This is a genomic window from Janthinobacterium sp. CG3, from assembly GCF_000344615.1.
In the GTDB taxonomy this organism is placed as follows: domain Bacteria; phylum Pseudomonadota; class Gammaproteobacteria; order Burkholderiales; family Burkholderiaceae_D; genus Janthinobacterium.
In genome coordinates this window covers 4814280-4837469 of record NZ_KB467824.1, presented here as the reverse complement: position 1 = coordinate 4837469, position 23190 = coordinate 4814280, and the positions used below count along the sequence as shown (strand labels likewise).

Genomic DNA, 23190 nt, shown 5'->3' with positions numbered 1-23190 from the left:
GCAGCGCCTACAGAGAGCGCCATTATGCCCCTGCCGCACATCATCCGCATCGCCATCCTACCGTTCGGCATGGTCAACTGCCACCTCATCGTCGGGCCGCAAGGCTGCATCCTGGTCGACACCGGCCTGCCCGGCTCGGAGGCGAAAATCGGCCGCGCCCTGCGTCGCCACGGCATGCGGTTCAGCGACATTCGATTGATCGTCGTCACCCACGCCCATGTCGACCACGCAGGCAGCGCCGCGCGCCTGCGCGAGCTATCCGGCGCCCCCATCGTCGGCCACGCCGGCGACATCGACTACTACCAGCAAAGAAAAACCATGACGTTCTGCTCGACCGGCTGGTTTGGCCGGCTGTTCCTGAAAACCGGCCTGATACTGCAACCCTACACGCCGTTCCAACCCGACGTCCTGCTGGCCGACGGCGCCAGCCTCGACCTGCAGCGCTTCGGCGCGGCCGGCGCCGTCAGGCACACGCCGGGCCACACGGCCGGTTCGATCTCGGTGCAACTGGCCGGCATGGCGGTGCTGGCCGGCGACTTGCTGGCGTCCGGGATACTATTGGGCGGCATCGTCAGGACCGGCAAGGCGATGCGTCCGCCGTTTGAAGACGACCCGCACGCCGTGGCCGACGAATTGCAGCACATGCTGGACGGCGGCGCGCACACCTTTTACATCGGCCACGGCGGCCCGCTGCGCGCCGCCGCCGTCGCGCGCCACGTGAAGGCGCTGCGCGCGCTGCCGCCACCGCAGCGGCCGGCGCCGGCGCCGGGCTGCTGCCGCTGAGCGCCCGGCCGCGCGCATGCCCATATAAGGCGCGGCAGAGATGCCACATCAGCGCCCACGTATATCCGGACTATCGACAACGATATATGATCGGCTCTTGCATGATCGGATAAAAAACCATGACGACACTGACAGAACTGAACGGCTGCGACCAGGCCAGCTTCATCGAGCACCTGCGCGGCATCTACGAACACTCGCCATGGATACCCGAGCGGGCCTGCGCCTGGCGCCCGTTCGCCAGCGCCACCGCGCTCAAGCAGGCCTTGCAGCGCGCCGTCAACGGCGCCAGCGTCGACGAGCAACTGGGCCTGATCCGCGCCCACCCCGAGCTGGCCGGCAAGGCCGCCATCGCCGGCGAGCTGACCGCCGAATCGACCGACGAACAAACCAAGTCCGGCCTGAACCTGTGCAGCGCCGACGAATTCGCCGCGCTGCAGCGCCTCAACGCCGACTACAACGCCAAATTCGGCTTCCCCTTCATCCTCGCCGTCAAAGGCCCGGACGGCAACGGCCTGACGCGCCAGCACATCATCGCCACCTTCACGCGGCGCCTAAAGCAGCAGCGCGGCGACGAAATGGCCGAGTGCCTGCGGCAGATCAAGCGCATCGCCGAACTGCGCGTCAACGCCCTGCTCGACTGCCAACTCGAATTCGGCCCCACCATCATGCAATGGTCGGAAACCCTGGCCGGCTGGAGCGACAGCCCCGACAACCTGACCTGCGCCTACCTGACCGAGGCGCATATCCAGAGCGCCGCGCAACTGGCCGAGTGGATGCGCGCGGCCGGCATGCAGGTGCGGATCGACGCCGTCGGCAACGTCGCCGGGCGCTACCTGTCGCCCCTGCCGGGGGCGAAAACCCTGATGACCGGCTCGCACTACGACACCGTGCGCAACGGCGGCAAATACGACGGCCGCCTCGGCATCCTGCTGCCGATCGCCATCGTCCAACACCTGCACCAGCGCGGCGAAACGCTGCCCTTCCACTTTGAAATCGTCGGCTTCGCGGAAGAGGAAGGCGTGCGCTTCAAGAGTACCTTCCTGGGCAGCAACGCCGTCACCGGCCGCTTCGACCTGTCGCTGCTGGGGCAAACCGACGCCGACGGCGTCAGCATGCGCGAGGCCATCGCCGCCGCCGGCCACGACGTCGGCGCCATCCCGGCCATCGCCCGCGACCCGGCCGACCTGCTCGGCTACGTCGAGGTGCACATCGAACAGGGACCGGTGCTGCTCGAACGCGACCTGGCGCTGGGCGTGGTCACCGCCATCAACGGCAGCTCGCGCTACCTGGTCGAGCTGGGCGGCCTAGCCAGCCACGCCGGCACCACCCCGATGACGATGCGCAAGGACGCCGCCGCCGCCGCCGCCGAAATCGTCCTGCTGGTCGAGCGCCGCTGCGGCAGCGGCGCATCGCTGGTCGGCACCGTCGGCCAGTTGCAGGTGCCGGGCGGCTCGGTGAACGTCATTCCGGGCGCCTGCAAACTCTCGCTCGACATCCGCGCCGCCGACGACGCGGTGCGGCTGGCGGCGGTCGCCGACATCCTCGACGGCATCGCCGCGATCTGCGCGCGGCGCCAGATCGACGCCGACGTCAAACAAATCGTCTCGGCCAGCGCGGCGCCGTGCGCGCCGTGGCTGATGCGGCAACTGGGCGAGGCGGTCGAACGCGCCGGCCTGCCGCGCTTCGAACTGGCCTCCGGCGCCGGCCACGACGCCATGGCGATGGCCGCCGTGACCGACGTGGCGATGCTGTTTACGCGCTGCGGCAACGGCGGCATCAGCCACAACCCGCTGGAAACGATGACCGCCGACGACGCCGACATCGCCGCCCAAGTGCTGCTCGACTTCCTGCGCCGCTTCCAGCCGAAGGCGTGATTCGCAGGTCGGGTTAGCCCAGCGGGCGTAACCCGACTGGCGCCGGCAGCGGCCAGGCGTCGGATGACGCTCTGCCAATCCGACCTAGGGGACCTGCCGCGCCCGCCCCAAAGCGGGGCGAAAAACCGCACGCTAACGGTGCGCCGTCCCGCGCCCCGCCCGGCCGCCGCAATTTTTACCCATACGTATCAAGCCACTACACAAACCGCACCAAAATGGAACGAATCTTGCTTTAGTTTGTAGCAGTCATTTAATTCTGCACAATTATTGGGAGAATCCTCAGCATGGATGCACAAAAAAACGGCGCCGACGCCCTCTTCATCCTGCTCGGCGCAATCATGATCCTGGCCATGCACGCCGACTTCGCGTTTCTCGAACTGGGCACGGTGCGCAAAAAGAACCAGGTCAACGCCCTGGTCAAGATCCTGGTCGACTTCGCCGTCTCGACTATCGCCTACTTCTTCGTCGGCTACGGCATCGCCTACGGCGCCCACTTCTTCGGCAGCGCCGCAACGCTGAGCGCCCAAAACGGCTACGAGCTGGTCAAATTTTTCTTCCTGTTGACGTTTGCGGCGGCGATCCCGGCCATCATCTCCGGCGGCATCGCCGAGCGCGCCAAGTTCTATCCGCAACTGGCGGCCACCGCCGTGCTGGTCGGTTTGGTCTACCCCTTCTTCGAAGGCATCGCCTGGAACGACCGCTTCGGCGTCCAGGGCTGGCTGCTGGCCAGCTTCGGCCACAAATTCCACGACTTCGCCGGTTCCATCGTCGTGCATGCGGTGGGCGGCTGGGTCGCGCTGCCGGCGGTGCTGCTGCTGGGCGCGCGCCGCGGGCGCTACACGAAGGACGGTGCGGTCGCCGCCCATCCGCCGTCGAACATCCCCTTCCTGGCGCTGGGCGCCTGGATCCTGACGGTGGGCTGGTTCGGCTTCAACGTCATGAGCGCGCAAACCCTCGACAACATGAACGGCCTGGTGGCGGTGAACTCGCTGATGGCGATGGTCGGCGGCACCCTGGTGGCGCTGGTGATGGGCAAAAACGATCCGGGCTTCGTCTACAACGGCCCGCTGGCGGGGCTGGTGGCGGTATGCGCCGGCTCCGACCTGATGCACCCGCTGGGCGCGCTGATCACCGGCGGCATCGCCGGCGCCATCTTCGTCTGGATGTTCACCTGGACCCAGAACAAATGGAAAATCGACGACGTGCTGGGCGTGTGGCCGCTGCACGGCCTGTGCGGCACCTGGGGCGGACTGGCGGCGGGCATCTTCGGCGGCAAGGCGCTGGGCGGCATCGGCGGCGTCTCGTTCATGTCGCAACTGCTGGGCAGCGCGCTCGGCATCGCCATCGCCGTCGCCGGCGGCGCCATCATCTACGGCGTACTGAAAAAAACCGTCGGCATCCGCCTCGACGCCGAACAGGAATTCGACGGCGCCGACCTGTCCATCCACAAGATCAGCGCCACCCCCGAGCGTGACTGAACGGGGCGCGTTTTTGGCTTAGAAGAGGTGGTCGACGCCGATGGAGACGCCGGTCTGGCTGGTCTGGCTGCCGATGCGCGAGCGGCCGCTCAGTTTGGCGTGGTCGATGTCGGCGTACAGGTTGGTGCGCTTGGACAGGTAGTAGACCGCGCCGACCATGTAGAGTTTGCGCGCGCCGCCTATGCGCGCCACCGGGCTTGTGGTCCGGTAGTAGGCGGCGCTGACGACGGTTTGCGGCGCCACGTCGGCGCTGATACCGCCCCAGGCGTTTTTGGAGGCCAGGCCGAGCGCTTTGGCGGTGTTGGTGCCGGCGCCGCCGGCTTTTTCGCCGGGCGCGGGTGGTGCCGACTGCCCGCCGCGGTGGCCGCGGCCGGCAGTGTTGAACATGTCGACGTCGACAGGGCGCGGCTCTCCCGCGCCGCGCGCCGGCGGCGATTGTCACATCGGTGGGGGAGCGGGCGCCGGGTCCGCGCGGCGTCAGCCGGCCGGCGCTTCCAGGTTGCGCACCAGGACCAGCGATTCGCCGCGGCAGATGGTGCGCCCGTCCGCGCCGGTGAGTACGCTGGACAGGTTGACCAGGTCCTTGTCGGCGCGCAGGCGGACGATTTCGACTTCGGCGGTGATGCGTTCGCCGACGTAGGCCGGCGCGACGAAGCGCAGCGCCTGCTTCATCCAGCCGGTGCCGCGCCCCGGCAGGCGGGTGCCGAGCAGGTCGGAGAACAGGCTCGCCAGCAGCGGCGGCGGCACCAGGCGGCCGGCGAAGCCGTGGGCGACGGCCCAGTCGTCGCTGTGGTGCAGCGGGTTGCAATCGCCGGTCAGCGCCGCGTAGTCGGCCAGGTCGGCCTCGCTCAGGGTGCGCTCGGCGCGCGCGCGCATGCCGCGGCGCAGTCCGCGCAGTTCGTCGTCGCCGCCGCCGGCCGCCCCGGTGTCGGCGGCGGCGTCGTTGGCGCCGGCCAGCGCGGCGGCGCCGCCGCTGTTGCTCACGCGCGCGCTTCCCTGCGCGGTGACGATGGCCGCGCCGCCGGCCTGCTTGCGCACCACCGTGCTGAAGCTGCGGCTGCCGTCGCCGCGCCCGGGCAGCGGCGTGACCAGCACCTCCACATCGTCGTGCGCGAAGCTGGGGTTGGGGAACATCAGTTCCTGTTCGAGCTGCAGCATGCCGGCGCCGGGCAGCGCCTCTCCCAGCGCGCGGTAGATCAGGCCGTACAGGAACATGCCGTGCGCGACGGTGGCGCCGAAGTGGCTGCGGCCGGCGAATTCCGGGTCGCAGTGGATCGGGTTGTCGTCGCCGCTCAGCACGGCGAAACGGTCGAAGTCGCTCTGTTGCAGCGTGCGGCGAAAGCCGGATGGGACGGAGCTCATGGCGCGCCTCCTTGTTGATTACCGAGATCGGCGAATTGGCTGCGCAGTTTGTGTTTTTCGAGCTTGCCCGACGGCGTGCGCGGCAGCGTGTCGACGAACACCACGTGGCGCGGCACCTTGTAGCCGGACAGGCGGCCGCGGCAGAACGCTTGCAGCTCGGCCGGCGCCAGCGGCTGGCCGGCCTTGAGCACGACGATGGCGGCGCCGACGTCGCCCCATTTGGCGTCGGCCACGCCGATGACGGCGGCGTCGGCGATTTGCGGCATTTGGAACAGCACGTTTTCAACTTCGGCCGGGTAGACGTTTTCGGCGCCGGAGATGTACATGTCCTTGGCGCGGTCGACGATGTAGTGGTCGCCCTCGTCGTCGAAGTAGGCGACGTCGCCCGAGCGCAGCCAGCCGTCGACGAAGGCTTCGGCGCTGGCCCGCGGCAGCTTCCAGTAGCCGGGCGTGACGCCCGGCCCCTGGATGTAGAGTTCGCCGCGCTGGCCGGGGCCGGCGTCGCCGCCGTCGGCCAGCACCACGCGCGTGCGCATCGAGCCGACCGGCCGGCCGATGCTGCCGGTCTTGCGCCGGGCGGTGGCCTCGTCGCAGATGAACACGGTGGGTCCGGTTTCGGTCATGCCGAAGCCGAAGCAAATGGTCACGCCCTTGGCCTGGTACAGTTCGAGCAGGCTGTGCGCCATCGGCGAGCCGCCGGCCGACCAGTGGCGCATGGAGCGGAAGCGCGCGGCGGCGAAGCCGGGATGCTGGCTCAGCATCAGGTAGACCGCCGGCACGCCGAGGAACAGCGTCACCGTGCTGTCGAGCAGCTCGAGGGTGGCGCCGGCGTCGAATTGCTGCATGATGTGGACCGTGCCGCCGGCGTGCAGGACGGGATTGGTGTACAGGTTCAGGCCGCCCGTGTGGAAGAACGGCAGCACGTTGAGCAGCACGTCGCGCTGCGACAGGCCGGTCGCCAGCATGCAGTTGACGGCGTTGAAGTAGACCATGCCGTAGGTCTGCATCACCCCCTTCGGCTTGCCGGTGGTGCCGGAGGTGTAGAGCAGGTGCCAAAGTTCGTCCATGCGGCGCGGCGGCATTTCGATGACGCGGCCGGCGGCGCCGGCCAGGCAATCCTCGTAGGCGTGCGCGGCTCCCCCCTCTTGCGCCGCGCCGATCACCACCGCCCGCTGCGTCTGCAGGCCCGGCAGCTGCGCCCGCAGCGCCTCGGCGGTGGCGGCGAAGGGCTGGCCGTACACCAGCACGGCCGGGTCGGCGTCCCGCAAAATCGGCAGCAGCTCGGCCGGCGCCAGGCGCCAGTTCAGGCAAACCATCACCATGCCGGCCTTGGCGCAGCCGTACAGCAGCTCCAGGTAGTCCGACGAGTTATGCGCCAGCACCGCCACGCGCGCGCCCGGTTGCAGGCCGGGCCGCGTCAGCAGGTAGTCGGCGACGCCGCTGGCGCGCGCGTTGAACTGGCGGTAGGTCCATGCGCGCCCGCTGGCAAGGTCGACCAGCGCGGTCTTGTCCGGCGTGTTTTGGGCTTGCTTGTGCAACCAGTCCACTACATACATATGCGACTCCCTTCAATGCCAATATCAATGTTTGCCGCGCAGGCGACCGACTATGCCGCTCGGGAAAAAGTACACGCTGAGGATGAACAGCACGCCCAGCCACAGCAGCCAACGGTCCGGATGGAACAGCGCCGCCAGCGGCGGCGCCGCCGCCAGCGCGCCGCTCAGCAGCTTCATGCCGTCTTGCAGATAGTTTTGCGCGATCACGAAAATGGCCGCGCCCAGCGCCGCGCCGTACATCGAGCCCATGCCGCCGATGACCACCATCAGCAGGATGTCGACCATGATGGCGAAGCTGAGCGTGGTGTCGGGGCCGACGTAGCGCAGCCATAGCGCGTACAGGATGCCGGCGGCGCAGGCCAGCAGCGCCGCCAGGCAATTCGCCACGGTGCGGTACAGCACCGGGTTGTAGCCGATGGCGGCGGCGCGGAAGTCGTTTTCGCGGATCGCCTGCAGCACCTTGCCGAACGGCGAATTGACCACCCGCAGCGCGAGCAGGAACAGCGCCAGGCTGCAAAAAAACACCAGGTAGTAGCTCAGCAGCTTGCCGCTCCAGTCGACGCCGAGGAAGGGCTGCTCGAGCAACCGCGTGGCCGGCGACAGCAGCGCCGGCAGCTTGAAGCTGAGGCCGTCCTCGCCGCCGGTGAAGGCGGAAAACTGCGACGCCAGCGTGGCGAAGAAGGACGCCAGCGCCAGCGACATCATGGCGAAGAAAATGGTGCGCACGCGCAGCGACAGCACGCCCAGCAGCAGGGCCAGCAGCAGCGCCAGCAGCAACGCCGCGGCGGCGCCGGCGGCCAGCGCCAGCCAGTCGCCCTCGTGGCGCGCCATGGCGATGCCGACGCCGTAGGCGCCGATGCCGAAGAACATGGTGTGGGCGAAGGAGACCACGCCGGTGTAACCCAGCAGCAGGTCGTAGCTGGCGGCCAGCACGATGAAGACGCAGATCTTGGCGGCGACGTTGAGCGCGCGCGTGCCGGGGAACAGGAACGGCGCCAGCAGCAGGCCGACGCAAACCAGCAGCAGCAAGGCCGCCAGGACGCGGCTGCGCGGCGCGTCGCCCGACAGCGCGCCGGGGAGCAGGCGGGCCATCATCGCGACGTCACCGGAAACAGGCCCTGCGGGCGCCACAGCAGGATCAGCACCATCAACAGGATGTTGGCGCCCAGCGCCACCTTGGGCGCCAGGAAGCCGGCGTAGTTGGCGGTCAGGCCGACCAGCAGCGCGCCGGCGAAGCAGCCGCCAACCGAGCCGAGGCCGCCGATGATGATGACGATGAAGATCAGCACCATCAGTTGCGCGCCCAGCGCGGCGCTGACGCTTTCCTGGTACAAGCCCCACAGCACCCCGCCCAGCCCGGCCAGCGCGGAACCGGCGACGAAGACGCCGACGAACAGCACGCCGACGCGGTAGCCCAGCGCTTCCACCATTTCGCGGTCCTGCACGCCGGCGCGCACCAGCAGACCGATCTTGGTGCGGTTCAGTACCAGCCACATGGCGGCGAAGACCAGCAGCCCCAGCGCCACCGCCAGCAGGCGGAATTTTTCGACCGCGACGTCGCCGACGATCCAGGCGCCGCGCAGGCTGGCCGGGCGCGGCAGCGGAATCTGCTCCGGCCCCCAGATGACGTGGATCAGCTGCTCGGCGACGATCAGGCCGCCGGTGGTGACCAGGATCTGGGTCAGGTGGCTGCCGTAGACCGGGCGTATCATCAGGCGCTCGACGCCCCAGCCCAGCAGGCCGGTGACCAGCGCCGCCACCAGCAGCGCGACGCCGACGGCGCCGCCGTTGAGCAGCAGGCTGTCGGCCTCCATCCAGCCCGCCATCCGCCGCAGCACGCTGGTGGCCACAAAAGCGCCGACGGCGATAAAGGCGCCGTGGCCGAAGTTCATCACGTCCATCAGGCCGAACACCAGGGTCAGGCCGCTGGCCATGATGAAGATCATCATGCCCATCGCCAGCCCGGTCACGGTCAGCGTGATCCAGGTCGGCAGGCCGGGCAGCAGCGGCAGGGCCAGCAGCATCAGCGCCGGCAGCACCAGCTTGGGCAGGTTCTGGTCGAACGCCTGCAGGCGGCTCGCGGCCATCACGCGCCCTCCCCGGCGCGCGCCGGGGCGGCGCCCAGGTGCAGGCCGAGCAGGCGCTGCTGCAGGTCGGGGTCGGCCGCCAGTTGCGCCATGCCGCCATGGTGGACCACCCTGCCGGCGCCCATCACCGCCACCGTGTCGCCCAGCGCCTGCGCCACCGCCAGGTTCTGCTCGACCAGCAGCACCGTCGCGCCCTGCTCCTTGAGCGCGCGCAGCGCCGCCACCATGCTGTTGACCATCACCGGCGCCAGCCCCTTGGAGGGTTCGTCGAACATGTACAACTGGCGCGGTTCGATCAGCGCGCGGCCGATCGCCAGCATCTGCTTCTGGCCGCCCGAAAGCTTGCCGGCCGGCTTCTCCCAAAACTGTTTGATCGAGGGGAAGAGCTTGACTATCCACTCCAGGCGGGCGCCGTCCATCGGCCCGCTGCGCGCCGCCAGCAGCATGTTTTCGCGCACCGACAGGTCGCTGAAGATGCCCATGTTCTCCGGCACGTAGGCGATGCCGCGGGCGGCGATGTCGGCCGTGCCGACGCCGCACAGCGCGGCGCCGCCGAAGGTGACGGACCCGGCGCTGGCGCGCCACAGCCCCATGATGGTGCGCAGCGTCGTGCTCTTGCCGGCGCCGTTGCGACCCAGCAGCATGGTCAGTTGGCCGCGCGGCACCTCCAGGTCGACGCCCTGCAGAATGTGGTAGGGTCCGATGTGGGTGTGCACCCCGGCCAGCGTCAGCAGGGGCGCGTTCATGCCGCCTCCTCCAGCGCCACCTCGGCGCCCAGATAGGCTTGCTGCACCACGCGCAGGCGCATCACCTCGGCCGGCGCGCCGTCGGCCACCAGCTCGCCGTGGTTGAGCACGATGACGCGGTCGGCCAGGCGCTCGACCACGTCCATCTTGTGCTCGACCAGCAGGATGGTCTTGTCGCGCCGCGCCTGGATCCGCGCGATCAGCTCGAGGATCACCGGCGCCTCGTCGTGGCTCATGCCGGCGGTCGGTTCGTCGAACATGAACACCTGCGGCTGCATCGCCAGCAGCAGGCCGACCTCCAGCTTGCGCTGGTCGCCGTGCGACAGCGCGCTGGCCGGCGTCTCGCGCCGCGCCGTCAGGGAAATCTGTTCGAGGATGTCGTCGGCCTCCTCGATCAGGTGGCGCTGGCTGAACCAGGTCGTCAGCAGGCGCAGGCCGATGCGGTGGCGCACCTGCAGCACCAGGCGCACGTTTTCCAGCACCGACAGGCGCGGAAAAAGATTGGTCAGCTGGAAGGCCCGGCCCAGGCCGCCGCGGGCGCGCGCGGCGGCGCCGTGGCGCGTCAGGTTCTCGCCGTTCAGCAGCACCTCGCCGCCGCTGGCCGGCAACTGGCCGGAGATCAGATTGAAATAGGTGGTCTTGCCGGCGCCGTTGGGGCCGACGATGGCGGTCAGGGTGCCGGGCCGGAAGGCGCACGAGACCTGGTTGACCGCCACGTGGCCGCCAAAATTGACGGTCAGCGCGCGCGTTTCGAGAGAAATGGACATGGGGAACCCGAGCCGCGTTTGAAGGCGGCAAAAATGTGCAAAAAAAGGTAACGCCAAGGTGCTGCCACGGATGCCGAAAACCCAAAAGCGCAGGGGGGGCAGGCGGGGACACCGCGTCCCTTGGGGTCCGACCCCGGGGTTACGCTCTTGGTTTGGCCGGCGGCGTCACAGCTTGTTACGCAGCGGCACCTTGATCTCCTCGATCGTCAGCTCGCGCACCAGCTCCGGCACGCCCCAGGCAAACGCCGGATCGGCCTTGATCTGGAAGTGGTACATCGACTGCAGCGCCTGGTGGTCCTCCTTGCGGAACACCATCTTGCCTTTCGGGCTCTGGAACTCCATGCCCTCCATGGCCTTGATCAGCTTTTCCGAGCCGCTGTCGTCGGCCTTTTTCAGCGCCTCCACCAGCGCGATGCCGGCCGCCATGCCGCCGGCCGTGAAGAAATCGGGCGGCGTCTTGAACTTCTTGTAGTGCTCGGCGACCAGCCAGGTGTTGGCCGGGTTCTTCGGGATGCCGAAGTAATAATAGGTGGCGCCCTGCATGCCGGGGAACTGCTTGTAGGCGGCCATCGCCGGCAGGATATTGCCGCCGCTGGCGATCTCGATGCCGTAGCGCTTCAGGTCCAGGTCGGCGATCTTGAAGGGGTTGCCGGCGCCGGCCCAGATCACGAAGATCACCTTGCGCCCGGGCTGGTTCTTCAGCGCGTCGATCAGGCGCTGGGCGCCGGCGGTGAAGTCGGTGGTCGAGGTGGGCAGATATTCCTCGTGCACCAGTTTGGCGCCCTTGCCCGACAGCGCCTGGGAGAAGGCCTTCACGCCGTCGCGCCCGAAGGCGTAGTCCTGCGCCAGCGTGGCGATGGTCACGCCCGGCTTGTCCAGCGCGACGGCGTTGGCGATGGCGTCCTGGGACGAGTTGCGCCCGCTGCGGAAGACGTAGCGGTTCCACTTGCTGCCGGTGATCGAATCGGCCACCGCCGGCTCCACCAGCAGCACCTTCTTGTATTCCTCGGCCACCGGTAGCATGGCGATGGCCACGCTCGACGAGGTCGGGCCGACGGCCAGGTCGACCTTGTCGTCGCCGTAGGCCTGCGCCAGCAGCGACTTGCCGACGTCCGGCTTGCCCTGGTCGTCCTTCTCGATGACGACGATCTTGCGGCCCTTGACGGTCATGCTGCCGCCGGTGGCGTAGTCCAGCCCCATCATCAGCCCGGTCTGGGTCTGCTTGCCGTAGGCTTCCAGCGCGCCGGTCTTGCTATAGATGTGGGCGATTTTGATATCGGCGGCCCGCGCCGGCGTACTCGCGCACGCCAGCGCCAGCAGCGCGCCGGCGGCCTTCATCGTCAACGATATGGTATTCATGTCTCTTCTATCCTTTTTCATATGATGGTGGAGATGCACTGACGCCAAGACGCCGCGTAGCGCGCCCTTGACACTGGATGACACATGCATGAAACCGTACATCGTCGCGCCCGTATCAGCTATTAACGCTGTAGCGCCTGGCTGCCCTGGGACAAGAACCGCCGCATGCCTTGCTGCGCCTCCGCGCTCACCAGCTGGCGTAAAAATTCGACGCGTTCCCGCTCCAGCGCCGCGGCCAGGCGCAGCGGGTCCGGCCCCAGCAAGGCGCGCGTGCGGCGCACGCTGCCGGGCACCTTGGCGGCGACGGCGCGGGCCGTCGCGGCGGCCTGGTCGGCCATGTCGATCGACGCCACCAGCTTCGACGCCATGCCCCAGGCCAGCGCCTGCTCGGCGCTGATGCGCTGGTTCAGCAACTGCACCGTGCGCGCGCGCGCCGGGCCGATAAAGGCCGGCAGCAACGCGCTCCAACCACCGTCCGGGCTGAAGCCGACGTCGACGTAATAAGGCGTGAAGCTGGCGCGCGCCGACACCAGCACGATGTCGCAGGCCAGCACCAGGCCGAGCGCGCCGCCGGTGACGATGCCGTCGACCGCCGCCACGACCGGCTTGGCGCCGCCGGCCAGGCGCACGATGGCCTCGTTGAGCAGGCCGACCAGCTCGGCGCCGTAGGCGGCGATGCCCTCGCCCTGTTCATGCAAGGCGCGCACGTCGCCGCCGGTTGAAAACGACGTTCCGGCGTGCGCCAGCACCAGCGCGCCGATGCCGGCGTCGGCCTCGCAGGCGTCCAGCGCCGCCAGCAGCGCGCGCAACAACTCGGGCACCAGGCTGTTGTGGCGCGCCGGGCGGTTCAACACCAGACGCGCGATCGCGCCGTCGCGCTCGACCAGCACCAGCGCCGTCATGTGGCGCCGCCCGCGCGCAAGCCGTTGCTGATGAAATCGGTGGCGGCGTCGACCACGCGGGCGTGCGCCTGCGGGTTGTCCCACAGGCCGTAACGCATGCCGAGGAAATGGCTGATACCCATCAGGCACCAGGCGCGCACCTCGGTGTCGCCGGCGCTGATCTCGCCGTTGTCCGCCGCCGCCGCGAGCCGGCCCTGGTACAGCGCGCCGAAGTTGCTGAAGTAGTTGCGGTAGATCGCCTCGTCGACGAACAGCGACTCGAGCACGATGCGGTACAGGTTTTTGTGCTCGGCGACGAAAGACAGAAAGGCTTGCAAACCGAGGCGCTCGGCCTCGATCCGGCTCTGCGCGGCGCCGGTGCGCTGGCGGATGAAGGCTTGCGTTTCCTGGCCCATGTACTCGACCAGCGCGCGGAACGCCTCTTCCTTGTCCGGAAAGTAGATATAGAAGGTACCCTGCGAGACCTCGGCGACCTGGGTGATTTCCGCGATCGAGGCGGCGTGGAAGCCCTTGTTGCCGAACACCTGCTCGGCCGCCGCGAGGATCTTGGCGCGCGTTTTCAGGCCGCGGGCGGTCTTCGGCGGGTCGATTTTCTTGACTGGGGTCGCTTGCATGGCTACTCAATATACAATATGATTCATGCGTCATATTGTATATTGAAAAACAACAATGTCAACGACTACCGGCACAAATTCCGAGCTCGCGCTACGCGACGGCGCGCGGCTGCACTACCGCGACAGCGGCGCCGGCGCGCCCGCGCCCGTCCCTGTCATCCTGCTGCACGGCTGGGGCGCCTCGGGCGACTTCTTCGAGCGGCAAACGGCGCTGGCCGGGCGCGGCCTGCGGCTGATCGTCCCCGACCTGCGCGGCCACGGCCGGTCGCCGGGCGTGCCGGGGGCGCCGCTGAGCATCGCCATGCTGGCGGCCGACCTGCGCGAACTCATCGCCCACCTTGAACTGGGCCGCTACTCGCTGGTAGGCTGGTCGATGGGCGCGATGGTCGCGTGGGAGCACCTGCGCGGCGACGGCCTGGGCGGGCTGGACAAACTGAGCGTCGTCGACATGACGGCGAAAATCGTCACCGACGCCGCATGGAGCGACGGCCTGACGGGCGGCTACCCGGAAACGATGGTGGCGCCGACGGCGGCGGCGGTGCGCGCCAACTGGGGCCGCCTCGCCGACATCAGCGCGGCCAAACTATTCGCCCGCGGCGCCAGCCCCGATCCGGCGCTACTGGCGCGCCTGGGCGCCCTGATGCGCGCCAACGCCGCGGAAGGACTGGCGCAACTGTGGACCGACATGGCGCGGCAAGACTACCGCGCGCTGCTGCCGGCGCTGGGCGAGCGCTGCCAATACATCTACGGCAAAGAAAGCCGGCTCTACGCCGAAGCCACCTTCCACCACCTGGCGCGCATGACGGGCACCACCCAACTAGTCGGCCTGGCGGGCGCCGGCCACGCGCCGCAATGGGAACAGCCCGAAGCGTTCGGCGCCGCCCTGCTGCGCCACCTGGCCGCGGATCGCTCAGGCGGTGCCGGCGCGCTGTAACATGGCGTGCAGCAGGACGTTGCAGCCCGCTTCGAGGTGCGCCGGTTGGGCGTCTTCGATTTCGTTGTGGCTGATGCCGTCTTTGCACGGCACGAAGATCATGCCGGACGGCGCCAGCCGCGCCGCGTAGATGGCGTCGTGGCCGGCGCCGGAGACCACGTCCATGCTGCTGTAGCCGAGTTGGGCGGTGGCCTTGCGCACGGCGTCGACGCAGTCCGGGTGGAACGGGCACGGCGGGTAGTACGAGACCCGTTCGACGCTGATCGCCAAGCCCGAGTCGACGCGGGTGCGCTCGATGAAGGCCAGCATTTCCTGGTGCATGGTGTTGAGCAGCGCCTCGTTGACGTTGCGCAGGTCGATGCTGAATGTGACTTCGCCCGGGATGACGTTGCGGCTGTTCGGGAACACTTGTACCATGCCGACCGTGCCGCGCCCGTACGGCGGGTAGCGGTTGGCGATGGCCACCACTTCCTGCATGATGCGCGTCGATATCTGCAACGCGTCCTTGCGCAGGCCCATCGGCGTCGGCCCGGCGTGCGCCTCCATGCCGCTCACCACGCAGTCGTACCACGACAGCCCCATCACCGCCGGCACCACGCCGATGACGACGTCGGCGTCTTCCAGCACCGGCCCCTGTTCGATGTGGGTCTCGAAGTAGGCGCCGATCGGGTGCCGGCCCGGCACCTGCTCGCCCAGATAGCCGATGCGCGCCAGCTCCTCGCCGACCGTCTTGCCCTCGGTGTCCTTGGCGGCGTAGGCCGTCTCCAGGCTGAAGGCGCCGCAAAACACGCCCGAGCCCATCATCACCGGCACGAAGCGCGAGCCCTCTTCGTTGGTCCAGAACGCCACTTCGATCGGCGCGACGGTCGTGACGTTGTGCTCGTTGAGGGTGCGCACCACTTCGAGCCCGGCCAGCACGCCGTAGTTGCCGTCGAATTTGCCGCCGGTCGGCTGGGTGTCGATGTGGCTGCCGGTGACCACCGGCGCCAGCGTGTTGTCGCTGCCGTCGCGGCGCATGAAGACGTTGCCGATCTGGTCGACGGTGATGCTCAGGCCCGCCTCGCGGCCCCAGCCGACCACCAGGTCGCGGCCCTGCTTGTCCAGGTCCGTCAGCGCCAGGCGCTTGACGCCGCCCTTCGGCGTCGCGCCGATCTTCGCCAGTTCCATCAGCGCGGCCCACAGGCGCTCGCCGTTGATACGCAGTTCACTCATGTTCGGATGCTCCTTCGGTTGGTGTTCCGTTGGTATGGCGCTAAATTAGCGTGTCGTAGCTCGGGTTACGCCGTTCCGGCTAACCCGAGCTACGAAAATCGCGTCAACTTAACGGCACCTTGGCGCTGCGGTTCCTAAGCCGACACCGGCGCGAACGCCGGGCGTTCGATGTAGCGGCCGGCGCCCTCGACCGCCGTCAATTCGCCGCGGTGGTAGACCACGTTGCCGGCGGCGACCGTGGTGGTGGCGACGCCGCGCACGGTGCGCCCTTCGAAGACGTTGAAGCCGCCCTTGGCGTACTGGGTCTTGGCCGAAATGGTGCGCGTGCCCTGCGGGTCCCACACCACCAGGTCGGCGTCGGCGCCGACCGCGATCAGCCCCTTGCGCGGGTACATATTGAAGATCTGCGCGGCGTTGGTCGAGGTGACGCGGACGAATTCGGACGGCGTCAGCTTGCCGCTGTTGACGCCGGCGTCCCACACCACCGACATGCGGTCTTCGACGCCGCCGCAGCCGTTCGGGATCTTGGTGAAGTCGTCGCGCCCGGCCGCCTTCTGCTCGGCGCAAAAGGTGCAGTGGTCGGTCGCGGTGGTCTGCAGGTTGCCGCTTTGCAGGCCGTGCCACAGCGCCGCCTGGTGGTGCTTGCCGCGGAACGGCGGGCTCATGACGTAGGCGGCGGCGACGGCCGGGTCGGCGTGCTGGTAGACGCTGTCGTCGATCACCAGGTGGCCCGCCAGCGCCTCGCCGTAGACGCGCTGGCCGTTGGCGCGCGCGCGCGTGATGGCGGCTAGCGATTCGGCGCAGGAGACGTGGACGATGTAGACCGGCGTGCCGAGCACGTCGGCGATGGCGATGGCGCGGTTGGCCGCCTCCGCCTCCACCGCCGGCGGGCGCGACAGCGGATGCGCGGCCGGCCCCGTCATACCCTTCTTCAGCAGGTCGCGCTGCAGCTGGAACACCAGCTCGCCGTTCTCGGCGTGCACCGTCGGCAGCGCGCCCAGTTCCAGCGAGCGGGTGAAGCTTTTCACCAGCGTCTCGTCGTCCGCCATGATGGCGTTCTTGTACGCCATGAAGTGCTTGAAGCTGTTGACGCCGTGCTGGCGCACCAAGGTGCCCATGTCGGCGTGGACGCTGTCGTCCCACCAGGTGATGGCGACGTGGAAGGTGTAGTCGCCGGCCGATTTCGCGGCCCAGCCGCGCCAGGTGTGGTAGGCCTCCAGCAGCGACTGCCGCGGCGCCGGGATGACGAAGTCCATGATGGTGGTGGTGCCGCCGGCCAGGCCGGCGGCGGTGCCGCTGAAGAAGTCGTCGGCGGTAACGGTGCCCATGAACGGCAGGTTCATGTGGGTGTGGGTGTCGATACCGCCCGGTAGCACGTACTGGCCGCCGGCGTCGATCACCTTGGCCGACGCCGGCGCGTCCAGGTTTTCGCCGACGGCGACGATCTTGTCGCCGTAGCACAGCACGTCGGCGCGGAAGGCGCGGTCGGCGTTGACGACGGTGCCGCCGCGGATGATCGTTGTCATTCAGTTCTCCTGTTTAAGCTCGGTTAGGGCTGGGCCGCGGCGCGCAGGGACGGCACGGTTTTGCCCTTCATCATAAGGCCATACGCCAGCGCCGAAATACCGACGCCGACAAACCAGGCGTAGGTGTACACGGTCTTGAAGGCGTCGCCGACGGCGGGGAACGATTGCGGGAACGCGGCGTTCAGAAAGCCCGGAATGTTCGGCAGCACGCCGAGCACGAAGGCCACCAGCGCCGCCATGTTCCAGCCGTTGCCGTACGAGTAGGCGCCGTCGGCGCGGTACAGCTCGGGCACGTCCAGTTCGGTCTTGCGGATGAAGTAGTAGTCGACGATGAGGATGCCGGCGATCGGCCCCAGCAGGGCCGAGTAGCCGATCAGCCAGGTGAAGATATAGCCCTGGGTCGATTCAAGTATTTTCCACGGCATCATCAGGATCGCGATCGAGGCGGTGATGTAGCCGCCGACCTTGTACGAGATCTGCTTCGGCGCCAGCGACGAGAAGTCGTAGGCCGGGCCGACCAGGTTGGCCGCCAGGTTGACGCTGACGGTGTCGACCAGCAGCACGATCAGGGCGATCAGCACGGCCGCGCCGGTCATGCGGCTGGCCAGGTCGACCGGGTCCCAGATGGCCTTGCCGTACAGGACCACGGTGGCCGAGGTGACGATCACGGCCAGCATGGCCAGCAGGCCCATCGGCACCGGCAGGCCGATGCTCTGGCCCAGGATCTGGTCGCGCTGGGTTTTGGCGAAGCGGGTGAAGTCGGGGATGTTCAGCGCCAGCGTGGCCCAGAAGCCGACCATCGCCGTCAGCGACGGCCAGAACACGGCCCAGAACTGGCCGGCTTTTTTGCCGCCCGCGACGAATTGCGAGGGCTGCTCGAACAGCGCGCCGAAGCCGCCGGCCTTGTCGTGGACCCAGGCCAGCAGCACGAAGCAGATGGCGATTTTCAGCGGCGCGGTGTAGGTTTCCAGTTTGCGGATGGCGTCCATGCCATGCAGGATGTAGTAGAACTGGATGGCCCAGAAGGTCAGGAAGCACAGCAGCTGGCTGGCGTTGATGCCCAGGCCGGCGATCTTGTCGCCGCCCAGTTCGTGCCCGAGCAGCACGCCCGCCAGCGTGTAGATCATCTGGCCGCCGAACCAGGTCTGGATGCCGTACCAGCCGCAGGCGACGATGGCGCGCATCAGCGCCGGCAGGCGCGCGCCGCTGGTGCCGAAGGAGGAGCGCGCCAGCACCGCGTAGGGAATGCCGTATTTGGTGCCGGCGTGGCCGATCAGCAACATCGGCAGCAGCACGATGGCGTTGGCCAGGAACACCGTCAGCACCGCCTGCATGCCGGACATGCCGCTGTCGATCAGGCTGGCCGAGAGCGTGTAGGCGGGAATGCACATCACCATGCCGACCCACAGGGCGGCGAAGTGGTACCAGCGCCAGGTGCGCTGCGCCGCCGTGGTCGGGGCCAGGTCCTCGTTCCACAGTTGGGGGTTGGCTGATATGTCTTTGTTCACAGGTTTTTCTCCATTTTTTATAATTCAACCAAGGGGCCGGGAGCGCTGTTGAAAGCAACGGCAAAGGGCCGGGGCCAGACCTCGGGGGGTCCGCCCGCAGTCCTCGCCTGTGGCTTTAACGGGCGCCGCGGACGATATGAGTTTATATCAAATACCGCCCTTATCGCACCTCCGCCCGAGGATTGCGCGGGTCCTGCGTCCAGTTCATATACGCCTTGCCGGTATCCTGCGGCACCATGCTGATGCAGCCCTGCACCGGGCAGGTGATTTCGCACAGGTTGCAGCCGACGCACTCCTCCTTGATGACCTCGTAGGTGCGCACGCCGGCCGCGTCGATCAGCTGGGCGATCGACTGGTGCGAGGTGTCCTCGCAGGCGACGTAGCACTTGCCGCACTTGATGCAATCGTCCTGGTTGATCCGGGCGATGACCTGGTAGTTCATGTCCAGGTATTTCCAGTCGGTGGTGTTGGCCACCGCCTTGCCGGAGAATTCGCTGATCGACCGGTAGCCCTTCTCGTCCATCCAGCGCGACAGGCCGTCCTTCATCTCCTCGACGATGCGGAAGCCGTGCAGCATGGCGGCGGTGCAAACCTGCACCGAGCCGGCGCCGAGCGCCAGGAACTCGGCCGCGTCGCGCCAGTTGCCGATGCCGCCGATGCCGGAGATCGGCAAGCCGCGCGTCTGCGGGTCGCGCGCGATCTCGGCCACCATGTTCAGCGCGATCGGCTTGACCGCCGCGCCGCAGTAGCCGCCGTGGGTGCTGGCGCCGCCGACGATGGGCCGCGCCACCATCAGGTCGAGGTCGATCGAGGTGATCGAGTTGATGGTGTTGATCAGCGAAACCGCGTCGGCGCCGCCGGCCTTGGCCGCGCGCGCCGGCATGCGCACGTCGGTGATATTCGGCGTCAGCTTGACGATCACCGGCAGCCTCGAGTGCTTCTTGCACCAGCTGGTGACCAGCTGCACGTACTCCGGCACCTGGCCCACCGCCGCGCCCATGCCGCGCTCCGGCATGCCGTGCGGGCAGCCGAAATTGAGCTCGATGCCGTCGGCGCCGGTGGCTTCGACCAGCGGCAGGATGGCGGCCCACAGCGGCTCCTCGCAGGGCAGCATCAGCGAGACGATCATGGCGCGGTCCGGCCAATCCTTCTTGACCTGGGTGATTTCGCGCAGGTTGATGTCCAGGCTGCGGTCGGTGATCAGCTCGATGTTGTTGAAGCCGACCACCTCGCGGTTCTTGCCGTACAGCGCCGAGTAGCGCGACGACACGTTGACGGCGGCGGGGTCCTCGCCCAACGTCTTCCACACCACCCCGCCCCAACCGGCCTCGAAGGCGCGCACCACGTTGTAAGCCTTGTCGGTCGGCGGCGCCGAGGCCAGCCAAAATGGATTGGGCGACTTGATACCGCAAAAATCGATGCTGAGATCGGCCATTATGCAGCCTCCACTGTGGATTGGATGTCGTGATGAATGGCCAGCGCGGCGAGTTTGCCGTGCTGCACCGCCTGCACCGTCAAGTCCTGCCCCGGCGCGACGCAATCGCCGCCGGCGTAGACGCCCGGAACGATGGTGCGGAACCGCGCGTCGACGGCGATTTTGTCGCCCTCGCGCGGCAGCGTCGCCGCCAGCGCGTCGCCCAGGCTGGCGCCGTCCAGGCTCTGGCCGATGGCCTTGAAGATGGCGTCGGCGGCGACTTCGAAGGTGGCGCCGGTGCCGACCAGGCGGCCGCCCTCGAGCGCGGTTTTCTCGAAGCGCATGCCGGCCACCAGCCCGGCGCTGTTGAGGATCACGTCCTGCGGTTGGGCCCAGGTCAGCAGGCGCACCTGGTTGGCCTTGGCGATGTCCTGCTCGTGCAGCGTGGCGCTCATGGCCTCGAAGCCGCGCCGGTACACCAGCGTGACCTCGGCGGCGCCCAGGCGCTTGAGCTGCACCGCCATGTCGATGGCGGTGTTGCCCGCGCCGACGACGATGGCCCGGGCCGGCAGCGGCAGCGCGGCCAGGTCGTCGCACTGGCGCAGCGCGGCGATGTAGTCGACCGCCGCCAGCAGGCCGGGCGCGTCCTCGCCGGCCAGGCCGAGGCGGCGGCTGGCGCCCAGGCCCAGGCCGAGGAAGACGGCGTCGTAGCGCGCGTGCAAATCCCTCAGCGCCAGGTTGCCGCCGAGGGTCTGGCCACAGCGGATCTCGATGCCGCCGACGCCGAGCAGGAACTCGACCTCCTTGCGCGCGAAGTCGTCGGTCAGCTTGTATTTGGCGATGCCGTATTCGTTCAGGCCGCCGGCTTTTTCGCGCGCCTCGAAGACGACCACGTCGTGGCCCAGCATCGCCAGCCGGTGCGCGCACGACAGCCCGGCCGGGCCGGCGCCGACCACCGCCACCGTCTTGCCGGTCGACGGCGCGCGGCTGAACGGATGGCCGGCGAATTGCATGTGGTCGACCGCGTAGCGTTGCAGCGCGCCGATGCGCACCGGCTGGCCCTCGGCGTCGTGGTTGCGCACGCAGGCGTCCTCGCACAGGATCTCGGTGGGGCAGACCCGCGCGCAGCTGCCGCCCAGGATATTCTGCTTCAGGATGCCGACCGCGGCGCCGTTGACGTTCTTGTCGTGGATGTTGCGGATGAAGCTGGCGACGTCGATTTCCGACGGGCAGATGCGCGTGCAGGGCGCGTCGTAGCAGTACAGGCAACGCGCGCTTTCGATGGCCGCCTGGCGCGCGGTCAGCGCCGGCGCCAGGTCGGTGAAATGCCGCTGCAGCGCGTCGTTCGACTCCAGCGGGCGCGGCAGGTATTTGAGAGATTCGATCATCATTTCGATTCCTGCGTAGTGTTGGGCGGGACTTCTATGGCTGAATTCGAACTGCGCTTGCATCGCGTCGCCCGACAGGGTCGGCGGCGGCGCTTGTCGGGTTACGCCGCGCTAACCCGACCTACGGTGAGCGCCCACGGACAGGCGTATTTCGTAGGTCCGCCGCGGCACGTCCAATTACTTCATCTGTGGGAAAGCAAATTCCACACCAGCGCTGGCGGTGTTCGGCCAGCGCTGCATCACGGCCTTGTGGCGCGTGTAGAAACGCACGCCTTCCGGGCCGTAGGCGTGGTGGTCGCCGAACATGCTGCGCTTCCAGCCGCCGAAGCTGTTGAAGGCCATCGGCACCGGCAGCGGCACGTTGACGCCGACCATGCCGACCTGGATCTGCCGCACGAATTCGCGCGCCACGCCGCCGTCGCGGGTGTACACGGCGACGCCGTTGCCGTACTCGTTGTTGTTGATCAGCGCGACCGCGCTGGCCACGTCCGGCGAGCGCATCACGCACAGCACCGGCCCGAAAATCTCCTCCTTGTAGATCGACATTTCCGGCGTCACGTGGTCGAACAGGGTGCCGCCGACGAAGAAGCCGTTCTCGCGTCCGGCCACCTTGCAGTTGCGCCCGTCCACCAGCAGGGTGGCGCCCTGCTCGACGCCCTCGCCGATCAGTTTTTCAATGCGCTGCTTGGCCGCCGACGACACCACCGGCCCCATTTCGGCGTCCGCCGCCATGCCGTCGCGTATTTTCAGTGCGGCCGTGCGCGTTGCCAGTGCGTCGATCAGCTTGTCGCCGGCGTCGCCCACCGCCACCACCACCGAGATCGCCATGCAGCGCTCGCCGGCCGAACCGTAGGCCGCGCCGATCAACGCGTCGACCGTCATGTCCATGTCGGCGTCGGGCATCACCACCATGTGGTTCTTGGCGCCGCCCAGCGCCTGCACGCGCTTGCCGCTGGCGCTGCCGCGGGCGTAGATATATTCGGCGATCGGGGTCGAGCCGACGAAGCTGATGGCCTGCACCACCGGATGGTCGAGCAGCGCGTCGACCGTCACCTTGTCGCCCTGGATGACGTTGAAGACGCCGTCCGGCAGGCCGGCCTGCTTCAACAGCTTGGCGTGCAGCAGCGAGGCCGACGGATCGCGCTCGGACGGCTTCAGGATGAAGGTGTTGCCGCAGGCGATGGCGACCGGGAACATCCACATCGGCACCATCACCGGGAAGTTGAACGGCGTGATGCCGGCCACCACGCCGAGCGCCTGGCGCATCGACCAGGCGTCGATGCCGCGCGAGATCTGGTCGGTGAATTCACCCTTCAGCAATTGCGGAATGCCGACCGCGAATTCGACCATCTCGATACCGCGCGCCACTTCGCCCTGGGCGTCGGCGAAGGTCTTGCCGTGCTCGCGCGTCAGCATCGCGGCGAATTCGTCGGTGTGCTGCTGGCACAGCTGCAGGTACTTGAACAGGACGCGGGCGCGCCCCAGCGGCGGCGTGGCGGACCACGACGGGAAGGCGGCGGCGGCGGCCCGCACCGCCGCGTCCACGTCGTCCGCCGTGCCCAGCGCGACCTTGGAAACCGGCTCGCCCAGCGCCGGGTTGAAGACGTCGGCGTAGCGCCCGCTCTGGGTGTCGACGAAGGCGCCGTTGATGAAATGGGTGATGGTGTCGAGATTGCTCAT

Annotated in this window: 20 protein-coding genes; 4 read left to right on the top strand and 16 right to left on the bottom strand. The window is 68.2% G+C overall.

Features of this window, described 5'->3' with window-relative positions:
- The first annotated feature begins 24 nt into the window (after positions 1-24).
- From JANGC3_RS0121495 to JANGC3_RS0121485, 3 genes are all read left to right on the top strand, one after another.
- The gene (locus JANGC3_RS0121495; RefSeq protein WP_017878553.1) at positions 25-783 is read left to right on the top strand and encodes an MBL fold metallo-hydrolase; all 759 of its coding nucleotides are present in this window, start codon (positions 25-27) and stop codon (positions 781-783) included.
- A gap of 119 nt (positions 784-902) precedes the next feature.
- Positions 903-2657, top strand: a complete 1755-nt coding sequence (locus tag JANGC3_RS0121490) for an allantoate amidohydrolase (RefSeq protein ID WP_017878552.1) — start codon at positions 903-905, stop codon at positions 2655-2657.
- A gap of 284 nt (positions 2658-2941) precedes the next feature.
- A complete protein-coding gene (locus JANGC3_RS0121485) occupies positions 2942-4135 on the top strand; it encodes an ammonium transporter (RefSeq protein ID WP_017878551.1) in 1194 nt (397 codons plus the stop codon).
- Between the two features lie 18 nt (positions 4136-4153).
- Here the strand turns inward: JANGC3_RS0121485 and JANGC3_RS0121480 are convergent, their stop codons facing one another.
- From JANGC3_RS0121480 to JANGC3_RS0121435, 10 genes are all read right to left on the bottom strand, one after another.
- Positions 4154-4522, bottom strand: a complete 369-nt coding sequence (locus tag JANGC3_RS0121480; protein ID WP_017878550.1) for a porin — start codon at positions 4520-4522, stop codon at positions 4154-4156.
- A 90-nt stretch (positions 4523-4612) separates the two neighbouring features.
- Entirely contained in the window at positions 4613-5497 is an 885-nt protein-coding gene (locus JANGC3_RS0121475; RefSeq protein ID WP_017878549.1) for a MaoC/PaaZ C-terminal domain-containing protein, read from the bottom strand.
- The gene (locus JANGC3_RS0121470) at positions 5494-7053 is read right to left on the bottom strand and encodes an acyl-CoA synthetase (protein WP_026133307.1); all 1560 of its coding nucleotides are present in this window, start codon (positions 7051-7053) and stop codon (positions 5494-5496) included. Before JANGC3_RS0121470 ends, JANGC3_RS0121475 begins: the two co-directional genes overlap by 4 nt.
- Positions 7054-7077: 24 nt before the next feature.
- Positions 7078-8148 (bottom strand): ABC transporter permease subunit, encoded by a 1071-nt coding sequence (locus JANGC3_RS0121465; protein ID WP_017878547.1) that lies wholly within the window; start codon positions 8146-8148, stop codon positions 7078-7080.
- A complete protein-coding gene (locus tag JANGC3_RS0121460) occupies positions 8145-9140 on the bottom strand; it encodes a branched-chain amino acid ABC transporter permease (protein WP_017878546.1) in 996 nt (331 codons plus the stop codon). The genes JANGC3_RS0121465 and JANGC3_RS0121460 overlap by 4 nt, the downstream gene beginning before the upstream one ends.
- Positions 9140-9886, bottom strand: a complete 747-nt coding sequence (locus JANGC3_RS0121455; protein WP_017878545.1) for an ABC transporter ATP-binding protein — start codon at positions 9884-9886, stop codon at positions 9140-9142. Before JANGC3_RS0121455 ends, JANGC3_RS0121460 begins: the two co-directional genes overlap by 1 nt.
- On the bottom strand, positions 9883-10653 hold the full coding sequence (locus tag JANGC3_RS0121450; RefSeq protein ID WP_017878544.1) for an ABC transporter ATP-binding protein: 771 nt from the start codon (positions 10651-10653) through the stop codon (positions 9883-9885). Before JANGC3_RS0121450 ends, JANGC3_RS0121455 begins: the two co-directional genes overlap by 4 nt.
- Before the next feature lie 165 nt (positions 10654-10818).
- Positions 10819-12012, bottom strand: a complete 1194-nt coding sequence (locus JANGC3_RS0121445) for an ABC transporter substrate-binding protein (RefSeq protein WP_017878543.1) — start codon at positions 12010-12012, stop codon at positions 10819-10821.
- Between the two features lie 122 nt (positions 12013-12134).
- The gene (locus tag JANGC3_RS0121440) at positions 12135-12914 is read right to left on the bottom strand and encodes an enoyl-CoA hydratase/isomerase family protein (protein ID WP_017878542.1); all 780 of its coding nucleotides are present in this window, start codon (positions 12912-12914) and stop codon (positions 12135-12137) included.
- Complete coding sequence (locus tag JANGC3_RS0121435) at positions 12911-13528, bottom strand: TetR/AcrR family transcriptional regulator (RefSeq protein ID WP_017878541.1); 618 nt, start codon at positions 13526-13528, stop codon at positions 12911-12913. Before JANGC3_RS0121435 ends, JANGC3_RS0121440 begins: the two co-directional genes overlap by 4 nt.
- A gap of 55 nt (positions 13529-13583) precedes the next feature.
- Here JANGC3_RS0121435 and JANGC3_RS29805 point away from each other — a divergent pair, with 55 nt between their 5' ends.
- Positions 13584-14462, top strand: a complete 879-nt coding sequence (locus JANGC3_RS29805; protein WP_017878540.1) for an alpha/beta fold hydrolase — start codon at positions 13584-13586, stop codon at positions 14460-14462.
- Here JANGC3_RS29805 and JANGC3_RS0121425 read toward each other — a convergent pair.
- The 6 genes from JANGC3_RS0121425 to JANGC3_RS0121400 form a co-directional block, all read right to left on the bottom strand.
- A complete protein-coding gene (locus JANGC3_RS0121425) occupies positions 14439-15674 on the bottom strand; it encodes a Zn-dependent hydrolase (protein ID WP_017878539.1) in 1236 nt (411 codons plus the stop codon). The two genes, JANGC3_RS29805 and JANGC3_RS0121425, sit on opposite strands and share 24 nt — an antisense overlap.
- A gap of 134 nt (positions 15675-15808) precedes the next feature.
- Positions 15809-17200: a dihydropyrimidinase gene (hydA, locus tag JANGC3_RS0121420; protein WP_017878538.1), complete on the bottom strand. Its 1392-nt coding sequence runs from the start codon at positions 17198-17200 to the stop codon at positions 15809-15811.
- A 23-nt stretch (positions 17201-17223) separates the two neighbouring features.
- Positions 17224-18708 (bottom strand): NCS1 family nucleobase:cation symporter-1, encoded by a 1485-nt coding sequence (locus tag JANGC3_RS0121415; RefSeq protein ID WP_017878537.1) that lies wholly within the window; start codon positions 18706-18708, stop codon positions 17224-17226.
- 160 nt (positions 18709-18868) lie between these two features.
- Positions 18869-20143, bottom strand: a complete 1275-nt coding sequence (gene preA, locus JANGC3_RS0121410) for an NAD-dependent dihydropyrimidine dehydrogenase subunit PreA (RefSeq protein ID WP_017878536.1) — start codon at positions 20141-20143, stop codon at positions 18869-18871.
- Positions 20143-21513: an NAD(P)-dependent oxidoreductase gene (locus JANGC3_RS0121405; protein WP_017878535.1), complete on the bottom strand. Its 1371-nt coding sequence runs from the start codon at positions 21511-21513 to the stop codon at positions 20143-20145. The genes preA and JANGC3_RS0121405 overlap by 1 nt, the downstream gene beginning before the upstream one ends.
- Before the next feature lie 174 nt (positions 21514-21687).
- A complete protein-coding gene (locus JANGC3_RS0121400; RefSeq protein ID WP_017878534.1) occupies positions 21688-23190 on the bottom strand; it encodes a CoA-acylating methylmalonate-semialdehyde dehydrogenase in 1503 nt (500 codons plus the stop codon).